The organism is Mycobacterium sp. OAE908 (assembly GCF_017872775.1).
Lineage (GTDB): Bacteria > Actinomycetota > Actinomycetes > Mycobacteriales > Mycobacteriaceae > Mycobacterium.
The window spans coordinates 228,583-243,896 of record NZ_JAGGJL010000001.1 but is presented as its reverse complement, the minus strand read 5'-3'; the positions used below and the strand labels follow the sequence as shown (position 1 = coordinate 243,896).

At 66.0% G+C, this 15,314-nt stretch carries 18 protein-coding genes; 12 read left to right on the top strand and 6 right to left on the bottom strand.

What is annotated here, in order from left to right; genetic code table 11:
* Nucleotides 1-5: 5 nt before the first annotated feature.
* From crtI to J3E61_RS01100, 9 genes are read left to right on the top strand one after another with little or no spacing between them, the layout of a single operon-like run.
* Nucleotides 6-1,523, top strand: coding sequence for a phytoene desaturase (crtI, locus tag J3E61_RS01140; protein ID WP_210085378.1), 1,518 nt, complete (start codon nt 6-8; stop codon nt 1,521-1,523).
* Complete coding sequence (locus J3E61_RS01135) at nt 1,520-2,470, top strand: phytoene/squalene synthase family protein (protein ID WP_210082303.1); 951 nt, start codon at nt 1,520-1,522, stop codon at nt 2,468-2,470. Before crtI ends, J3E61_RS01135 begins: the two co-directional genes overlap by 4 nt.
* Before the next feature lie 2 nt (nt 2,471-2,472).
* On the top strand, nt 2,473-2,817 hold the full coding sequence (locus J3E61_RS01130; RefSeq protein WP_210082302.1) for a lycopene cyclase domain-containing protein: 345 nt from the start codon (nt 2,473-2,475) through the stop codon (nt 2,815-2,817).
* Nucleotides 2,814-3,143 carry a lycopene cyclase domain-containing protein gene (locus tag J3E61_RS01125; RefSeq protein ID WP_210082301.1) on the top strand — a complete coding sequence of 110 codons (330 nt, stop codon included), beginning with the start codon at nt 2,814-2,816 and terminating at the stop codon, nt 3,141-3,143. The genes J3E61_RS01130 and J3E61_RS01125 overlap by 4 nt, the downstream gene beginning before the upstream one ends.
* The gene (locus tag J3E61_RS01120) at nt 3,140-3,850 is read left to right on the top strand and encodes a class I SAM-dependent methyltransferase (protein ID WP_210082300.1); all 711 of its coding nucleotides are present in this window, start codon (nt 3,140-3,142) and stop codon (nt 3,848-3,850) included. Before J3E61_RS01125 ends, J3E61_RS01120 begins: the two co-directional genes overlap by 4 nt.
* Nucleotides 3,847-5,370, top strand: a complete 1,524-nt coding sequence (locus J3E61_RS01115; RefSeq protein WP_210082299.1) for an FAD-dependent oxidoreductase — start codon at nt 3,847-3,849, stop codon at nt 5,368-5,370. The genes J3E61_RS01120 and J3E61_RS01115 overlap by 4 nt, the downstream gene beginning before the upstream one ends.
* Entirely contained in the window at nt 5,367-6,371 is a 1,005-nt protein-coding gene (locus J3E61_RS01110; protein ID WP_210082298.1) for a Rieske 2Fe-2S domain-containing protein, read from the top strand. Before J3E61_RS01115 ends, J3E61_RS01110 begins: the two co-directional genes overlap by 4 nt.
* A 37-nt stretch (nt 6,372-6,408) precedes the next feature.
* On the top strand, nt 6,409-6,621 hold the full coding sequence (locus J3E61_RS01105) for a DUF2945 domain-containing protein (protein WP_210082297.1): 213 nt from the start codon (nt 6,409-6,411) through the stop codon (nt 6,619-6,621).
* On the top strand, nt 6,622-6,954 hold the full coding sequence (locus J3E61_RS01100; RefSeq protein WP_210082296.1) for a DUF3140 domain-containing protein: 333 nt from the start codon (nt 6,622-6,624) through the stop codon (nt 6,952-6,954).
* Here J3E61_RS01100 and idi read toward each other — a convergent pair.
* Both idi and J3E61_RS01090 read right to left on the bottom strand, forming a co-directional pair.
* Nucleotides 6,896-7,486 carry an isopentenyl-diphosphate Delta-isomerase gene (idi, locus tag J3E61_RS01095; RefSeq protein ID WP_210082295.1) on the bottom strand — a complete coding sequence of 197 codons (591 nt, stop codon included), beginning with the start codon at nt 7,484-7,486 and terminating at the stop codon, nt 6,896-6,898. The two genes, J3E61_RS01100 and idi, sit on opposite strands and share 59 nt — an antisense overlap.
* A 52-nt stretch (nt 7,487-7,538) precedes the next feature.
* Entirely contained in the window at nt 7,539-8,405 is an 867-nt protein-coding gene (locus tag J3E61_RS01090; RefSeq protein WP_210082294.1) for a MerR family transcriptional regulator, read from the bottom strand.
* A 99-nt stretch (nt 8,406-8,504) separates the two neighbouring features.
* Here J3E61_RS01090 and J3E61_RS01085 point away from each other — a divergent pair, with 99 nt between their 5' ends.
* Nucleotides 8,505-8,933: a hypothetical protein gene (locus J3E61_RS01085; RefSeq protein WP_210082293.1), complete on the top strand. Its 429-nt coding sequence runs from the start codon at nt 8,505-8,507 to the stop codon at nt 8,931-8,933.
* A gap of 8 nt (nt 8,934-8,941) precedes the next feature.
* Here the strand turns inward: J3E61_RS01085 and J3E61_RS01080 are convergent, their stop codons facing one another.
* Entirely contained in the window at nt 8,942-10,522 is a 1,581-nt protein-coding gene (locus J3E61_RS01080) for a helix-turn-helix domain-containing protein (protein ID WP_210082292.1), read from the bottom strand.
* 92 nt (nt 10,523-10,614) lie between these two features.
* Here J3E61_RS01080 and pruA point away from each other — a divergent pair, with 92 nt between their 5' ends.
* Together pruA and J3E61_RS01070 are read left to right on the top strand one after the other, a co-directional pair.
* Nucleotides 10,615-12,255: an L-glutamate gamma-semialdehyde dehydrogenase gene (pruA, locus tag J3E61_RS01075; protein ID WP_210082291.1), complete on the top strand. Its 1,641-nt coding sequence runs from the start codon at nt 10,615-10,617 to the stop codon at nt 12,253-12,255.
* Nucleotides 12,255-13,214, top strand: coding sequence for a proline dehydrogenase family protein (locus J3E61_RS01070; protein WP_210085377.1), 960 nt, complete (start codon nt 12,255-12,257; stop codon nt 13,212-13,214). The genes pruA and J3E61_RS01070 overlap by 1 nt, the downstream gene beginning before the upstream one ends.
* Here J3E61_RS01070 and J3E61_RS01065 read toward each other — a convergent pair.
* From J3E61_RS01065 to J3E61_RS01055, 3 genes are all read right to left on the bottom strand, one after another.
* Nucleotides 13,211-13,606, bottom strand: coding sequence for an SgcJ/EcaC family oxidoreductase (locus tag J3E61_RS01065; protein ID WP_192726702.1), 396 nt, complete (start codon nt 13,604-13,606; stop codon nt 13,211-13,213). The two genes, J3E61_RS01070 and J3E61_RS01065, sit on opposite strands and share 4 nt — an antisense overlap.
* A gap of 173 nt (nt 13,607-13,779) precedes the next feature.
* Nucleotides 13,780-14,322, bottom strand: a complete 543-nt coding sequence (locus J3E61_RS01060) for a pyridoxamine 5'-phosphate oxidase family protein (protein WP_192726701.1) — start codon at nt 14,320-14,322, stop codon at nt 13,780-13,782.
* Nucleotides 14,323-14,349: 27 nt separating this feature from the next.
* Entirely contained in the window at nt 14,350-15,228 is an 879-nt protein-coding gene (locus J3E61_RS01055; RefSeq protein WP_210082290.1) for a helix-turn-helix domain-containing protein, read from the bottom strand.
* Between the last annotated feature and the right edge of the window lie 86 nt (nt 15,229-15,314).

Here is a 15,314-nt window from a genome sequence, read left to right as displayed (position 1 = left end):
CGGATATGCGGATCATCGGGAAGAACGCGAACCGCGTCGTCGTGGTTGGCGCTGGACTGTCCGGACTGTCCGCGGCGCTGCACCTCGCCGGTCGCGGCAGGGACGTCACTGTCGTCGAACGGGCACCGCATCCAGGCGGCCGCGTCGGCCGGCTCGACATCGATGGCTACTTCATCGACACGGGCCCGACTGTGCTGACGATGCCCGACATCATCGACGACGCCTTCGCCGCCGTCGGCGAAACGCTTTCCGACCGGCTCGATTTGATGCGCGTCGATCCTGCTTATCGCGCTTCGTTCGCCGACGGCAGCGCGTTGAACGTGCACAGTGGCCGCGACGCGATGGCCACAGAGATCGAGCGATTCGCCGGCCGTAAACAGGCAGACGGCTATCTGCAGCTGAGGGATTGGCTGACCCAGCTGTATGAGGTCGAGTTCGAGGGGTTCATCGCCGCGAATTTCGACTCGCCGCTATCGCTGCTCACCCCGCAGCTCGCTCGACTCGCCGCGATGGGTGGTTTCCGGCGCTGGGATCGGGTGGTCCGCCAATTCATCAGCGATGAGCGATTGCAGCGGGTGTTCACCTTCCAGGCTCTCTACGCGGGGGTTCCACCGGAGCGGGCCTTGGCCGTCTACGCGGTCATCGCCTACATGGACACCATTTCCGGGGTGTACTTCCCACGCGGCGGCATGCGCGCGCTTCCCGACGCGCTCGCCGCGGCCGCCACCCACGCAGGCGTCGAATTCCGCTATGGCGCAGCCGTTTCCAGACTGGAGCGCAGTGCAGCGCAGATCACGGCTGTGCACACCGACGGCGGGGACCGGATTCCGGCCGACGCAGTGGTATTGACAACCGAGCTGCCCGACACCTATCGACTGCTGGGCCGAACACCGCGCAGACTGCTGCCGCTGCGTCCGGCGCCGTCTGCCGTTGTCGCACACGTGGGCTGCCGCGCGGTGGGTGACGACATCGGCCACCACAACATCGTGTTCGGTGAGGCGTGGCAGCAGACGTTTCGCGACATCATCGACGACGGGCAGTTGATGGCCGATCCCTCGCTGCTGGTCACCCGGCCAACGGCCGGTGACCCCCGGTTGGCTCCAGCGGGCCGTGACCTGCTCTACGTGTTGGCCCCGGCACCGAATATCGCTGTCGGCAAGGTCGATTGGGCCAGTAGGGGAACGGGCTACGCCGAGCAGATGCTGCAGGCTGTGCACGACCGGCTGCCTGCACTCGGCGTCGACGCTGAGGTGTTGCACGTCGACGATCCTGCCGCGTGGGCGCGGCAGGGAATGGTGGCAGGCACACCATTCGCGTTGGCGCACACCTTCGCCCAGACCGGCCCGTTCCGGCCGGCCAACACGGTGCGCGGTATCGACAACGTGGTCCTCGCCGGATCGTCGACCGTGCCGGGAGTCGGGGTGCCCACGGCCCTGCTTTCGGGTCGCTTGGCCGCCGACCGAATTACCGGCGCCGTCTCACGGCAGCGTCGTCAACGCCGTCCCCGGGTGGTGCAAACATGATCAGTTCAGAACTCCATGCGGCCGGTGTCCGAGATCCCGCGCTGCGCAACGCCTATCGGCGTTGCCGAACGCTCAACTCGGAGCACGGGCGCACCTTCTTTCTGGCCACCCGGCTGCTCGCTCCCGAGCAGCGCCCTGCCGTGCACGCCCTGTACGGCTTCGCCAGACGCGCGGACGACATCCTCGATGACTTCGATCCGGCGCTGCAGACCGCCGATCGCGAACACGAGCTGCAATGCCTGGCGACACAGCTTTTCAATCGGATGGTGGGCGGCGCCGCCGACGGCGGCGATCCCGCTCTGGCCGCGGTGGTCGACACCGCACACAAGTACGGGATCCGCTGGGAGTTGTTCGACGACTTCCTCGCCTCGATGCGGATGGACCTGACCACCACCGACTACGCCGACCGCGCGGCACTGAACCGCTACATGTACGGCTCGGCAGAAGTGATCGGCTTGCAGATGCTGCCCGTCCTCGGCACGGTGTGTGAGCGCGAGGAAGCCGCCCCGTACGCCGCGGCATTGGGAAAAGCCTTCCAGCTCACCAACTTTCTTCGCGACATAGGTGAAGACCTCGAGCGCGGCCGCATTTACCTGCCCGCCGATGAGCTCGCTGTACATCAGGTGAACCGTGACGTCTTGATGTGGTGTCACGCCCATCAGCGCACCGACGCCCGGGTCCGCAGAGCGTTGATAGAGCAGCACGCCGAAACCCGGCGCATCTACGACTATGCGCGCCGCGGCATTCTACTGCTGCACCCGCGGTCGAGGCCGTGCATCGCCGCCGCGTTCACCTTGTATTCGGAGATACTGGACCGCATCGAAGCACTCGACTTCGCGGTGTTCAATCAGCGCGCCACCGTCGGCATGGGCAGGCGCCTTCAGGTCGCCGGCGCCGGACTGGCCAAAGCGTGGGTTGCCAGGGCGCGGGGTGCAAAAGGGGCGTGACCATGGGCCACTGGCAGTATCTGTTCGTTCTCGCAGCATGTTTGGCGATCACGCTGCCGCTGGAACTACTCGGTCCCGGCGTATACCGGCAGCCGTGGCGCACTATATGCGCGATAATCCCGGTCGCCGCGGTCTTCGTGATCTGGGATGCGGTCGCTATCGCGGCGGGTGTGTGGACCTACAACCCGCTCTATGTCACCGGTGTCGAGCTATTGGGTCGGATACCGATCGAGGAGTTGTTGTTCTTCGTCGTGATCCCGCTGTGCGGGCTGCTGACGTACAACGCCGTCGAGGCGCTTCTGAAGCGATTGCGGCGTAACCGATCCGAAGCGGCGCGGGTGTCGTGATCGGCCTCGGGTACACCGTGCCGGCCGTGGTTGCGGTCGCCGCGGTGTGCGTGCTGGAGTTCGCCGTGTTGCACACCGGGCTGTTTCGCCGTGCGGCGTACTGGATCTCGATGGTGATCGTGCTGGGCTTCCAGATTCCGGTCGACGGCTGGCTCACCAAACTCAACGCCCCGATCGTCATCTACAACGAGCGTCACACCGCAGGCGTGCGGTTTCCGTTCGACATCCCCGTCGAAGACTTCCTGTTTGGCTGGGCGATGGTGACCGCCGTGCTGCTGCTGTGGGAACGTCTGCGGCAACGCGACCGCGAAAGGGCGGTTTCATGATCCTGTCGTACGGCGATATCCCTGAGGCGTTCGATGCCGGCGCGCCGGCCTACGACAAACTCGTCGGCGCCAATCCCGGATACCACGGCCATCTGAGGCTGTCGGCGCAGAGGATGCGATTGCCAGGGGACGGCGCGGGGCTGCGTCTGCTCGACGCCGGTTGCGGCACAGGCGCATCCACGGCCGCACTGGTCGCGGTGGCCCCGCAGGCCGAAATCGTCGCCGTCGACGCATCGAGTGGCATGTTGGCGCAGGCGACCGCCAAACGCTGGCCGACCTCGGTGCGGTTCGTTGAAAGCCGCATAGAAGACCTGGCCGAGGCAGGGGTGCGCGGCCCGTTCGACGGCATTCTGGCCGCCTATCTCATGCGTAATGTCGAAGACAAGGACGGCCAGCTGCAGAGGTTTCGAGAGTTGTTGCGGCCGGGTGGAACGCTCGCCGTTCACGAGTACTCGGTGCGCGATTCCCGGCTCGCAACGATCGTGTGGAACGCGGTATGCGCGACGATCATCATTCCCAGCGGCCGCGTGCGCAGCGGTGACGCCGCGTTGTACCGGTACCTCAGGCGGAGCGTCAACCGGTTCGACGGCGCAGCCGCGTTTCGAGACAGGATGCGCGCCAACGGCTTCACCTCGGTGCGCAGCGAAACGGTGCCCGGCTGGCAGCGCAATGTTGTCCACACCTTCTTGGGGCAGGCGCCACGATGACTGATCCGCGACGCGTGACGATCGCCGCACCCCAAGGCGTTCCCGATGCAGGGGCGCTGCCCAGCAGGCCGCATGTCGTGGTCGTCGGCGGAGGGATCGCCGGGCTGGCGGCCGCGGCGGGACTGGCAGAGCGCGGCGTCACGGTCGACGTTGTCGAGCAGCGTCCTTACCTCGGCGGCCGGGTCGGTGGCTGGACAGAGACCTTGCCTGATGGCACCGATGTGGCGATGAACCGCGGGTTTCACGCGTTTTTCCGCCAGTACTACAACCTGCGGAACCTGTTGCGTCGGGTGGACTCAGGGTTGTCGATGTTGGCGCCCGTCGATGACTATCCACTGATCGACGGAGTCGGCCGGCTGGACACGTTTCGCGGGCTGCCGCTGAGGCCACCTTTCAACGCGTTGGCATTTGCGCTGCGCAGTCCGACCTTTCGGGTGCGGGATCTGGTGCGGCTGAATGTGCGCGCAGCCGGCCCGCTGGCCGCGGTGTCGGTGCCCGACGTGTATCACCGGCTCGACCATGTCGACGCCGATTCGTTTCTTCGCGACATCAACTTCCCAGAAGCGGCGCGGCATCTGGCGTTCGAGGTGTTCTCGCGCAGCTTCTTCGCCGAACCGGCCGATCTGTCGGCCGCAGAACTTGCGGCGATGTTCCATATCTACTTCCTTGGCTCCAGTGAGGGCCTGCTCTTCGATGTCGCAGACGCCAATTTCGATGTCGCCCTGTGGAATCCGTTGCGCCACTATCTGGAGTCGCTCGGCGTTCAGTTCCTGACCGGAACGTCCGTGCAGGAAGTACGTGTCGATGGTCCTATCGCGGTGCACTGCGATCCTTCGACTCGGCTGGATGCCGACGGCGTGGTGCTGGCGACGGATGTCGCAGGCCTTCAGCGCATCGTGGAGAACTCACCCACTCTCGGGGACGACGATTGGCGCAAGAGTGTGTCGAAGCTGGGCATTGCGCCGCCGTTTGTCGTGCTGCGGTTGTGGCTTGACCGCAAAGTGAACCCCGACCGGGCACCGTTCGTCGGCACCGGCGGACGCGCTCCGCTGGACAATGTCAGCGTGCTGGATCGCTACGAACGCGAAGCGAAAGCATGGTCTGAGCGCACCGGCGGCTCCGTCGTCGAACTGCACTCATACGCGGTGACGACCCATGCGAACGTGCGTGAGGAATTGTTGGACCAGCTACATGAGCTGTACCCGGAAACCAGAGACGCCAGAATTGTCGGTGAAAAAGTGTTGTGCCACAACGACTGTCCGCGGTTCGCGCCGGGCGACTTCGAGGGGCGTCCCGGCGTGGCCACACCGAACCCCGCGGTGATGCTGGCCGGTGACGGCATCCGCATCGACCTACCCGTCGCGTTGATGGAACGCGCCGCCACGACCGGTTGGGCGGCCGCCAACGGGCAACTGCAGCGATTCGGGATCCGAGGTCACCCGCTGCACACCGTCCCGAACTCTGGCCGGATGGGACTTCTGAGCCGGCTTGCCAGCCGCGAAAGGCGGTCACAACGATGAGCAGGTTCGCCGACCTCACGTCACGCCTGTCGAAAACGACGCCCTTTCAAGTGCTTCCGGCCCTGCGCTGGTCGCAACAACGTCCGACCTATCGCGATGCCGCACCTGCCATCATCAACGCCGCGTTACGCCGCTCCCAGCGCCGCCCAAGCGGCAACTGGTATGCGATTGCCGCCAGTGATGCCATCCGTAAGCGACCGCTTGCTGTTTCGGTTGCCGGGGTCGAACTGGTCGCGTGGCGAGGCGAAGGCGGCGCTGTGCATATCGGGCCGGAGGCATGCCCACACCTCGGTGCCGACCTCACGACGGGGACCGTCGACTGCGGCGCGCTGGTATGCCCGTGGCACGGGTTACGCCTGCACGGTGGGCGCGAATTCGGTTGGCGGCCTTATCCGTCGTACGACGACGGCGTGCTGACCTGGGTGCGCCTGGACGGCATCGGCGGTGAGCCGCCCACGGAGCGCCCGGTGCTTTCCGAGCGGCCGCGCGGCGCGCAGATCGACGCAGTGACACGGCTGGTCGGTACGTGCGAGCCGCAAGACGTCATCGCCAACCGGATGGACCCCTGGCATGGCTCATGGTTTCACCCGTATTCGTTTACTCGGCTCGACGTCCTCACCGCCCCGCCTGCGGACGACGATGTTCCAGAGGAGCAGGATCGTTTCCTGGTCGCGGTGACGTTTCGGATCGGCAGGGTAGGGGTGCCCGTCGTCGCCGAGTTCACGAGTCCGGAACCGCGGACGATCGTGATGCGCATCGTCGACGGTGAGGGAACGGGCAGCGTCGTCGAAACGCACGCCACGCCATTAGGACCCGGAGCCGACGGGTTGCCTCGCACCGCTGTCCTCGAAGCGGTCGTCGCGCACTCCGACCGGCCGGGCTTCGGCCACGCGTTGCGCGCCGCACCCTTGATCAGGCCGGCGATGCGACGCGCTGCCACCCGGCTGTGGCGCGACGACCTCGCCTATGCCGAGCGGATCTATCGCCTGCGCACTCGGTGAGTCGTTTGTGCATCGATTTGCCGGGTATCCGAATGGCATGAGCAAAGAGTTTCGCAAGGGTGACAAGGTCACCTGGAAAAGTCACGGCAGCACGGTCACGGGCGTCGTCGAGGAAAAGATCACCGCCGACACGACAACGGCTGGGCGCACGGTCCGCGCATCCAAGGCTGAACCGCAGTACCGCGTGCGCAGTGACAAGAGCGGGCGTGACGCTGTGCACAAGCCGGAATCTTTGCATCGGGCGAACTGAATGACGATCGACGACCCAAAGGCAGCCTGGCAGGATTTCCGCGACACCGTCAACATGACTGCCGCCGAGCTCGAGAAGTGGCTCGACACAGTCGAATCGAAGAAAGTCGGGCAGAAAGAAGGCACCGGGGAGTCGACTGGTCACGCCAGCGGCCGGTGGATCGTCGATCTGTTGCGTTCCAAGAAATCAGAGCTGACTGGCGGCGATTACGCGCACATGCGCAAGGTCGTCGGGTATGCGCGTCGCCACCTCGCGCAACGACCGTCCGGCGACGTCACCGACTCGGCTTGGCGCTACTCACTGATGAATTGGGGCCACGATCCGTGTAAGTAGCGGCCTCGAGCAGGGGGATCTGTTCGGCCGCCCACGGGCTGATGGCCCAGCGCAGCGCGGCGGCCGTCCGCAATTCGGCCCATGGCACCCAGGCGTGGTCCATGACCTCGTTGGGCACCGGGCGGACGGGCCCTGATGCGATGGTGCAGAACACCGGGCAGAGTTCGTTTTCGACCGTGCCGTCGGCGGCAACCGCGCGGTACCGGTAGTCGGGCAGCACACAGGTCAGTCCATCGATACGCAGGCCGAGTTCCTGGCGGGCCCGTCGGTGCACCGCATCCATGACGGCTTCACCGGGAGCGGGATGGCCGCAGAACGAATTCGTCCACACCCCGGGCGATGTCCGCTTGCCCAGTGCGCGCCTGGTCATCAAGACGCGGCCCTCGGCGTCGAAGACGTAGCAGGAGAAGCCCAGATGCAGAGGTGTTTTCTCGTGATGGACGGAGGCTTTCGCGGCGGTTCCAAGCTCTCGTCCATCGTCGTCGACCAGCACCACCAATTCGTCAGTGCCGGCTAATGCGGTCTCAGGCATCTGCCACGGGTACCCAATCAATCGATGCGGAAACGATGCAGCTCTGGCCAGTCTACTCCACCAGTGCCTGCAGGGCGGTCTGGAGGCTGTCCACCCGGACCGCCTTCTTCGGCAGCCGCGCCGACTGCCATCCGGGGCCGCCGACGAACAGGCGCGCATGAGCGACGACCGCCTTGGTCATCGCGATGTTGGCGGTGTCGGTGGATTGCGCCCACAACACCACGTTCGTGGGCCGGGGGGTGCGTTCAATGGCGTCGACGAGTGCGGCGGGCGGCACGTCGGCGCCAAGCATCAACGAGCCGTGGCCGTGGTCCCCGAGCGCCGCGCGGAGCGCCTCGATGGGCAGCGTGTGGGTCTCGCCTTCGCTGCACGCCAGGATGGTGGAAGCGGATTTGTTGGCGGCCGCGATGGGCACACGCTGCAACGACCGCGAGACCGCCCACGAAAGCGCGTGTTCGACATCGATGCATCCTTCGCCGACGGCCTGTCGCGCTTCGATGGCCGAAAACACCGGCCGTATCAACAGATCCCACGTGTCGACGACCCCGTAGTGGCGCAGGTGGCCTTCCAGCTGTCGGCCAGCGCGGACGATGTCCAGATCGAAGGCGGCGGCGAGCAGGCTTTCGGTATCGGCCCTGGGCGGAACAACGGCATCAAGCGCGGCGCGCGCGGCGCTACGGGGGCTGGCGCCTTCGCCGATCAGGTGGTGCATCCGCTCGACCATCAAGATGTCGTTCTGGCTGTAGAGCCGGTGGCTGCCGGGGTGGTGGTCGGGCGGTCCCACGCCGTATCGCTGATTCCAGCTGCGCAGGGTGGCGATCGGCACACCGATGCGCTCCGCGACCACACCGACGGTGTACTGCGGCAGGTCCGCGTCACGATCCTCGCGACGGCCCATGCGTCTTGACGTCTGGTTCACTGTGCCTCCAACCCGACAGGATAGAGCCAGGTTGCCCCCCAGCGAGCATCATCAATGCACAAACGATGCATTCGGTCCCGAAATGGGTATGTCGGCACTATGACTCAGATGGACACGGGGCAGCGCATCCGCCCCGAGGGGATGGACGATGCGACGGTTGAGGCGGTCGGCGCCGTGTCAGAAGCAATGGAATGCGTAGAACGTGCGCGTGGTGAGCTGTACTCGTTTCACCAACTGATGGGACATGCCGATCTGCTGCTCGGCGATGCATGCGACAAGCTCAGGAAAGCCGGCCACGGCGCGATCGCCGAGCGGCTCGAGGCGGAGGTCGTCGGTCGCAATGTCCTGCACGGCCGGTGGACCTTCCAGATCGTCGAGGATTTCGACGACAACTACTGGTCGGTGTTCCGTGAGCACGAGCGCCAGGTCCGAGACGAACTTCAACAGGGAGTCAGGCACGTCTTCGAAGCAGAGATGAAGGAACGCCGTCGCACCCATGGCAAGCCCGGTCACGAAAGCCGGCCCTGACGGGTTGACTAGCGCTCGGTGGCGCGCAATCCGAGCGCCAGCACCAGCCGGTCGTCAGGATCGTCCAGCGACGTCGACAGCAGCTTTTCGATCCGGCGGACGCGATAGCGCACCGTGTTCGGATGCACGTGGAGTTGTCGTGCGACCGTCGCGATGTCTCCGAACGCATCAAGGTACGCATTCAGCGTGTCGGCCAGCATCGGCTCCTGCTCACGCAATTGCCGCACCCGCGGATCGACCAATCGCGGTTGCCCGGCCACCTGCGAGACGATCTCGTCGAGCAGCACGGTGGTGCGTGCCTCGTCGAGCGAGCTGACCTGTGCGATGGCACCGGGGTGACGCTCGGCGCTGTCGAATACCCGGTCCACTTCGGCGCGCGCCCCCGCGACTGATGCCAACCCCGCCAACGGCGCGGCGATCACTGCACGCAGCGTCAAGTCGAGTTCGCGCCGCAGCGCCGCGACCACACCGCGCACCCACGACGTCACCGACGAAGCGCCGCCGGTGTTGGGCAGCAGCACGTAGACGCGCTCGCCTGTCGACGCGATCTGCGCATCGGCGCGGAAAGCGCTGGCGCTCAACGCGATCACATCGGCAGGCACCGACTTCTCGACACCGACGAAGCCGATCAGCGCAGCACGTCCGTCGAGGCTGATGCCCAGTTCGCGGGCGATCGAGCCGACGTCGGTATCGTCGCCCGCCAGACCGAGCAGTTCCTGCACACGCATGGTATGCGTCGAGGGCGTCGCGGCCAGCCGCGAGATGATCCGCGCCGCGAGCACCGCGCCGCCCCGCAGGATGTCCTCGACATCGTCGGCCAATGGCGCCGAACCCTGTTGCAGCCAAATGGTTCCCGCGTATCCGGGCCTTCTGCGTGAGTCGGTCGGGGGCAGATGGATGCCGACCGCCAGGCGCGGTCGCAGCCCCAGCTCCGGACGTTCGGCCACTCGAACCACGTCGCCGCTGGCACGCAACGCGTCGAAAATGCCCCACTGTCCAATCCATTCGAGGTGTTCGGGCGGGCCTGCCCGGCCCAGGATCGTCAGCCTTCGCAGTTCGTCGGCTTCGTCGCTGGAAGCCGAATAGGCCAGCATGTGCGAGTCCGCGTCCTCGATGCTGATCATGCCGCGGGTGCGATCGGCGATCGACTGCGCGAGGCCGAACAGGTCGGTGCCGGAGTCATACGCCGGGTCGCCGCGGTCTCCGTGGTGTTCGAAGGCGTGGTTCACAAGCTTGTAGAGCAGTTCCCACCGCGCCTGCGGTTCGACGGCCACGACCGCGATGCCGAGTGCGACGGCACGCTTGATCGCTGCGGCCGACGGCTCTTTGACGAAGATGGCCGCCGGGACGCTTCCGCTCTGCTGGCCGATCCAGCGCACTGCCTCGGCATCCGACACGCCGAGCAGAAAGAACAGGTCGGCTGAGCCCGGCCCGACCGCGAGGCCGAGTCGGACGTCGTCGGCGTCGACGAGCGCCACCGAACCCACCGGCATGTCCAAGCCGCGCGGCGCCTCCACCAGAGTCACCATCGTGCGGTCGAGGGCCAGCAGAAGCTGGCCGAGACCCAGGCCTGGAGAGTCCACAGCCATCCGCACTCCTTTGTCCGATTCGACTATAGATGGTCGACGGCGTTGTTCGATCAGCCATGTGTTGTGCGTCGCATTCCGGGGATCCTTGCTGCATGGACGCCATCACCGACGTGCCCTTTCCGGCCAACGAGCCGGTTCACGAATACGCGCCTGGTTCGGGTGAACGCACCCGCCTGACCGAACAGCTTCGCGACCTCGCCGGGGAGCCGATCGACTTGCCGCACGTCATCGGCGGCAGACACCGCATGGGCGGCGGTCAACGGGTCGACGTGGTCCAGCCGCACCGGCACTCTGACCCTGCTGGCCGCCTTGGCACCTTCACCAACGCCGAGCACGCCGACGCGTCCGCCGCGATCGAGGCGGCGATTGCCGCCAAGGCGGACTGGGAGGCCACCCCGTTCGACGAGCGCGCCGCGATCTTCCTGCGCGCCGCCGACCTGATGGCCGGACCGTGGCGGGAGAAGATCGCCGCGGCCACCATGCTCGGCCAGTCCAAGACCGCCTATCAGGCCGAGATCGACTCGCCGTGCGAGCTTGTCGACTTCTGGCGGTTCAACGTCGCGTTCGCGCGACAGATCCTGGCGCAGCAGCCGATCAGCAGCCGCGGCGTGTGGAACCGCACCGACTACCGGCCGCTGGAGGGCTTCGTCTACGCGATCACGCCGTTCAACTTCACGGCGATCGCGGGCAATCTGCCGACCGCGCCGGCGTTGATGGGCAACACGGTGGTGTGGAAGCCGTCGCCGACGCAGACATTCGCCGCCTATCTGACCATGCAACTGCTGGAGGCGGCCGGGCTGCCGCCCGGGGTGATCAACTTGCTGACTGGCGACGGCATCGCGGTTTCCGATGTGGCCCTTGCAGATCCGCGTCTGGCAGGCATCCACTTCACCGGTTCGACGGGCACGTTCCAGCACCTGTGGCGCGAGGTCGGCAACAACATCGACCGGTACCACACGTACCCGCGGCTGGTCGGCGAGACCGGCGGCAAGGACTTCGTCGTCGCGCACTCGTCGGCGCGCCCGGATGTGCTGCGTACGGCCCTGATCCGCGGTGCGTTCGACTACCAGGGACAGAAGTGCTCAGCGGCGTCGCGCGCGTTCATCGCGCGCTCGGTGTGGCAGCAGATGGGGGACGACTTCCTGTCGGCCACCGAAGCGTTGCGCTACGGCGACGTCACCGACTTGTCCAACTACGGTGGCGCGGTGATCGACGAGAGGGCGTTCGCAAAAAACGTCAAGGCGATCGAACGGGCCAAGAGTGCGGCCAACGTGACGGTCGCCGTTGGCGGCGAATACGACGACAGCGAAGGCTATTTCGTGCGGCCGACGGTGCTGCTCTCCGATGACCCGACCGACGAGTCGTTCTGCACCGAGTACTTCGGCCCGATCCTGTCGGTGCACGTGTATGCCGACGACGAATACGACCGGATTCTCGATGTCGTGGACACGGGTGCGAAGTACGCCTTGACCGGTGCGGTGATCGCCGACGACCGCGCCGCGGTGCTGACGGCCGAGAAGCGGCTGCGTCACACCGCGGGCAACTTCTACGTCAACGACAAGCCGACCGGAGCCGTCGTCGGGCAGCAGCCGTTCGGCGGGTCGCGAGCGTCGGGCACCAACGACAAGGCCGGTTCGGCGCTGAACCTGCTGCGCTGGACGTCGGCGCGGTCGATCAAGGAGACCTTCGTGCCGCCGACCGACCACACCTACCCGCACATGGAGAGCGAATGATGACTGAGCTTTTCCACCGGGTCGCGCGCCCGGCGATCCTGGCCGCCAGCCGGCGCGAAGGCTTGCGCCGCACCGCCGAGCGGTTGCCTGTCACCCGCGATGTGGTGCATCGTTTCGTGCCGGGCGAGACCGTTGCCGATGCGATGAACTCCGTTGAGCAACTGCGACATTCGGGACGGTTGGTCAGCATCGACTACCTCGGCGAAGACGTCACCGACGTCGAGACGGCGAACGCGACCGTCGACGCCTACCTGGGACTGCTCGACGCACTGGGGAGCCGCAGCGAGTCCGCGGGGGGAGTGCGACCCCTTGAGGTTTCGCTGAAACTGTCGGCGCTCGGGCAGGCGCTGCCGCGGGACGGCGAGAAGATCGCGCTGGAGAATGCGCACACGATCTGTGAGCGTGCGCAGAAGGTGGGCGCCTGGGTCACGGTGGACGCCGAAGACCACACCACCACGGACTCGACGCTGTCGATCGTGCGCGACTTGCGGACCGAGTTCGGTTGGCTGGGAACCGTTTTGCAGGCGTACCTGAAGCGCACCGAGGGCGATTGCCGTGAGTTCGCGGGCGCGCGGATCCGGCTGTGCAAGGGCGCCTACGACGAACCCGCGTCGGTGGCCTTCCGGTCCGGCGATGACGTCACCGGCTCATACCTGCGGTGCCTCGAGGTGCTGATGGCGGGGTCCGGCTATCCGATGGTGGCGTCTCACGATCCGCAGATCATCGAGGCGGTGCCCGCACTGGCTCGCGAGAACGGGCGCGGCGTAGACGATTTCGAATACCAGATGCTGTATGGCATCCGCGACGCTGAGCAGCGGCGGTTGGCCGAGGAGGGCAACCACGTCCGCGTGTACGTCCCGTTCGGCACACAGTGGTACGGGTACTTTGTCCGCCGGCTGGCCGAGCGGCCCGCCAACCTGACGTTCTTCCTGCGGGCGCTGGCGGAGCGCAGGCACTAGCCGGCCAGCGGGAATGATCCGTGTTCGTGGGTGACCACCCAGCGGCCGTCGCGCTTGCGCAGGCCGAAGGTCATCCGCAGGCGATTGTCGGGGTTCTTCTCGAAGTCCTCCGGTTTACCGCAGCGCGCCAGCGCGTACGCGAACGCCACGTCGGCCCCGGCCGTCACGTCGAGTTCGGTGATTTCGAAGACGGCGCCCTGGCGCTGCCACTCGAAGAAATCCGGCCAGGAGTCCCGGTAGGCGTCGATGCCGCGAAGACCGTCGTACGGCGGCGGCACGTCGAACATGACGATGTCCGGATCACGGTCGGCCACAACGGTTTCGAGGTCACCAGTGTGAACGGCGTCGGCCCAGCGGAGGATCAGTTCGCGGATGGCGTCCTGGTCAGTCATCGGCTTTGCAGCCCTTTCTCTCGGCGGTACCGCCGGAGGACACGAGGACGTAGCCTGCACTGGCGAACAGGACTGGCACCATCGCCATCATTCCGTACATCGCGGTCATTCGTGTCACCCCTTTCGTCCGCTCGTTCTCTTTCCACGGTGTAGACAGCCACGCGGTTCAAAACTCATCGCGTGAGGTGGAATCGGGTGGCGCCGAAGGGTTCGGCGGTGCCGAACGCGAACACGGTCGCCGGCGTGATCTTGTAGACGTGCCACGGTGGCGGCCCGGCTGACGGTGCGCTGTACTCGGCCGTGAATGCATCACCCTCGACCTTTGCGGGCCAACCGTCGTCTTTGTTGTATTCCTCGGCGACGGAACGGAGTTCGCTCGCATCGGTGACGCGCGTGGCCGTTCCCTCGATTACGAGATCGAAAGGCTGCGTCGCGACGCTGACGACGCAGCGCGGGTCAGCGTCGATGTTGCGGGATTTGCGAGTGGCTGGCCCGGAGGTGAAATACCAGACCCCGTCGACGTGGACGATGCCCACCGGTGTCACGTGCGGTGAGCCGTCAGGGTTGATAGTCGTCAACCAGACGGTGTGCCGGTTCGGACCGCCGGTGTCGGGTGCTTGGGTGATCTCGGAGGTCAGCACGTCGCGCACCCGCCCCCAGTCGATCGGAGGTGTTCCGTAGCCGTCGAGATTCTTCGCTTCGATGTTCATGCCCATATAGACCGCGCGCGCCGCGAGAACTCATCAGGTGGATTGGGTTTCCTCTGCCATCTGACTGGCCGTCCACGAGGCAAGCAGGTCGAGAGCATGCGCGGTCGCGGATGCCGGTTCCGCGACGTAGAAGGTGAGTGAGAGTCCAGGTTCGGACACCATGTCGACGCTTTCGTAGGCCAGTTCGAGGTTGCCGACAACCTGATGGTGAAAGTGTTTGAGGCCGGCGCCGTGCGCGTGGACGTCGTGTGCGCTCCACCGGCGCCGGAAATCCTCACTGCGGGTGGATAATTCGCCGACGAGATCGTGCATCAAGGTGTCGAACGGATCGCGGCCGGCCTCTGTGCGCAGAATCGATACGCAGATATCTGCGGCTCCGTCCCAGTCGGGATAGAAGCGACGGGAGTCCTCGTCGAGAAATGTATAGCGGGCGAAATTCGGATATTCGGTCGTGCAGTTGTCGTACATCGAGGAGTGCATGCCGCGACCGAGATGGTTGACCGCCAGCAGGTCCATGCGGCCGTTGCGCACGATGGCCGGGCCCGTGTATTTGTCGAGCACCCACTGCAGGCTTGGACGGGGTGTCCACCGTTTCGCGGGCCGTCGCCGCGGACGCATTCCTGCGCTGGTGCCGTCGGCGGCGTGGGCGAGGTGAAAGAGGTGTGCCCGCTCGGCGTCGTCGAGTTGAAGCGCGCGGGCGATCGCGTCGAGCACCGACGACGACACACCGGCCAGCGCGCCGCGTTCCAGCTTGCTGTAGTACTCGATGCTGACCCCGGCCAGCGCTGCGACCTCGCCGCGGCGCAGACCCGGCACCCGGCGGATACCGATGACTGGCAACCCCGCCTGCTGCGGGGTGACTTTGGCACGTCGCGAGACCAGGAACTCGCGGACCTCGGCGCGATTGTCCACGTCAACCACCGTACGGCTGCTTGGGGACAGGTGGGATGCCTTCTCAGTACACCTCTCATCAGGCACTCCCACATCGACTGTGAACG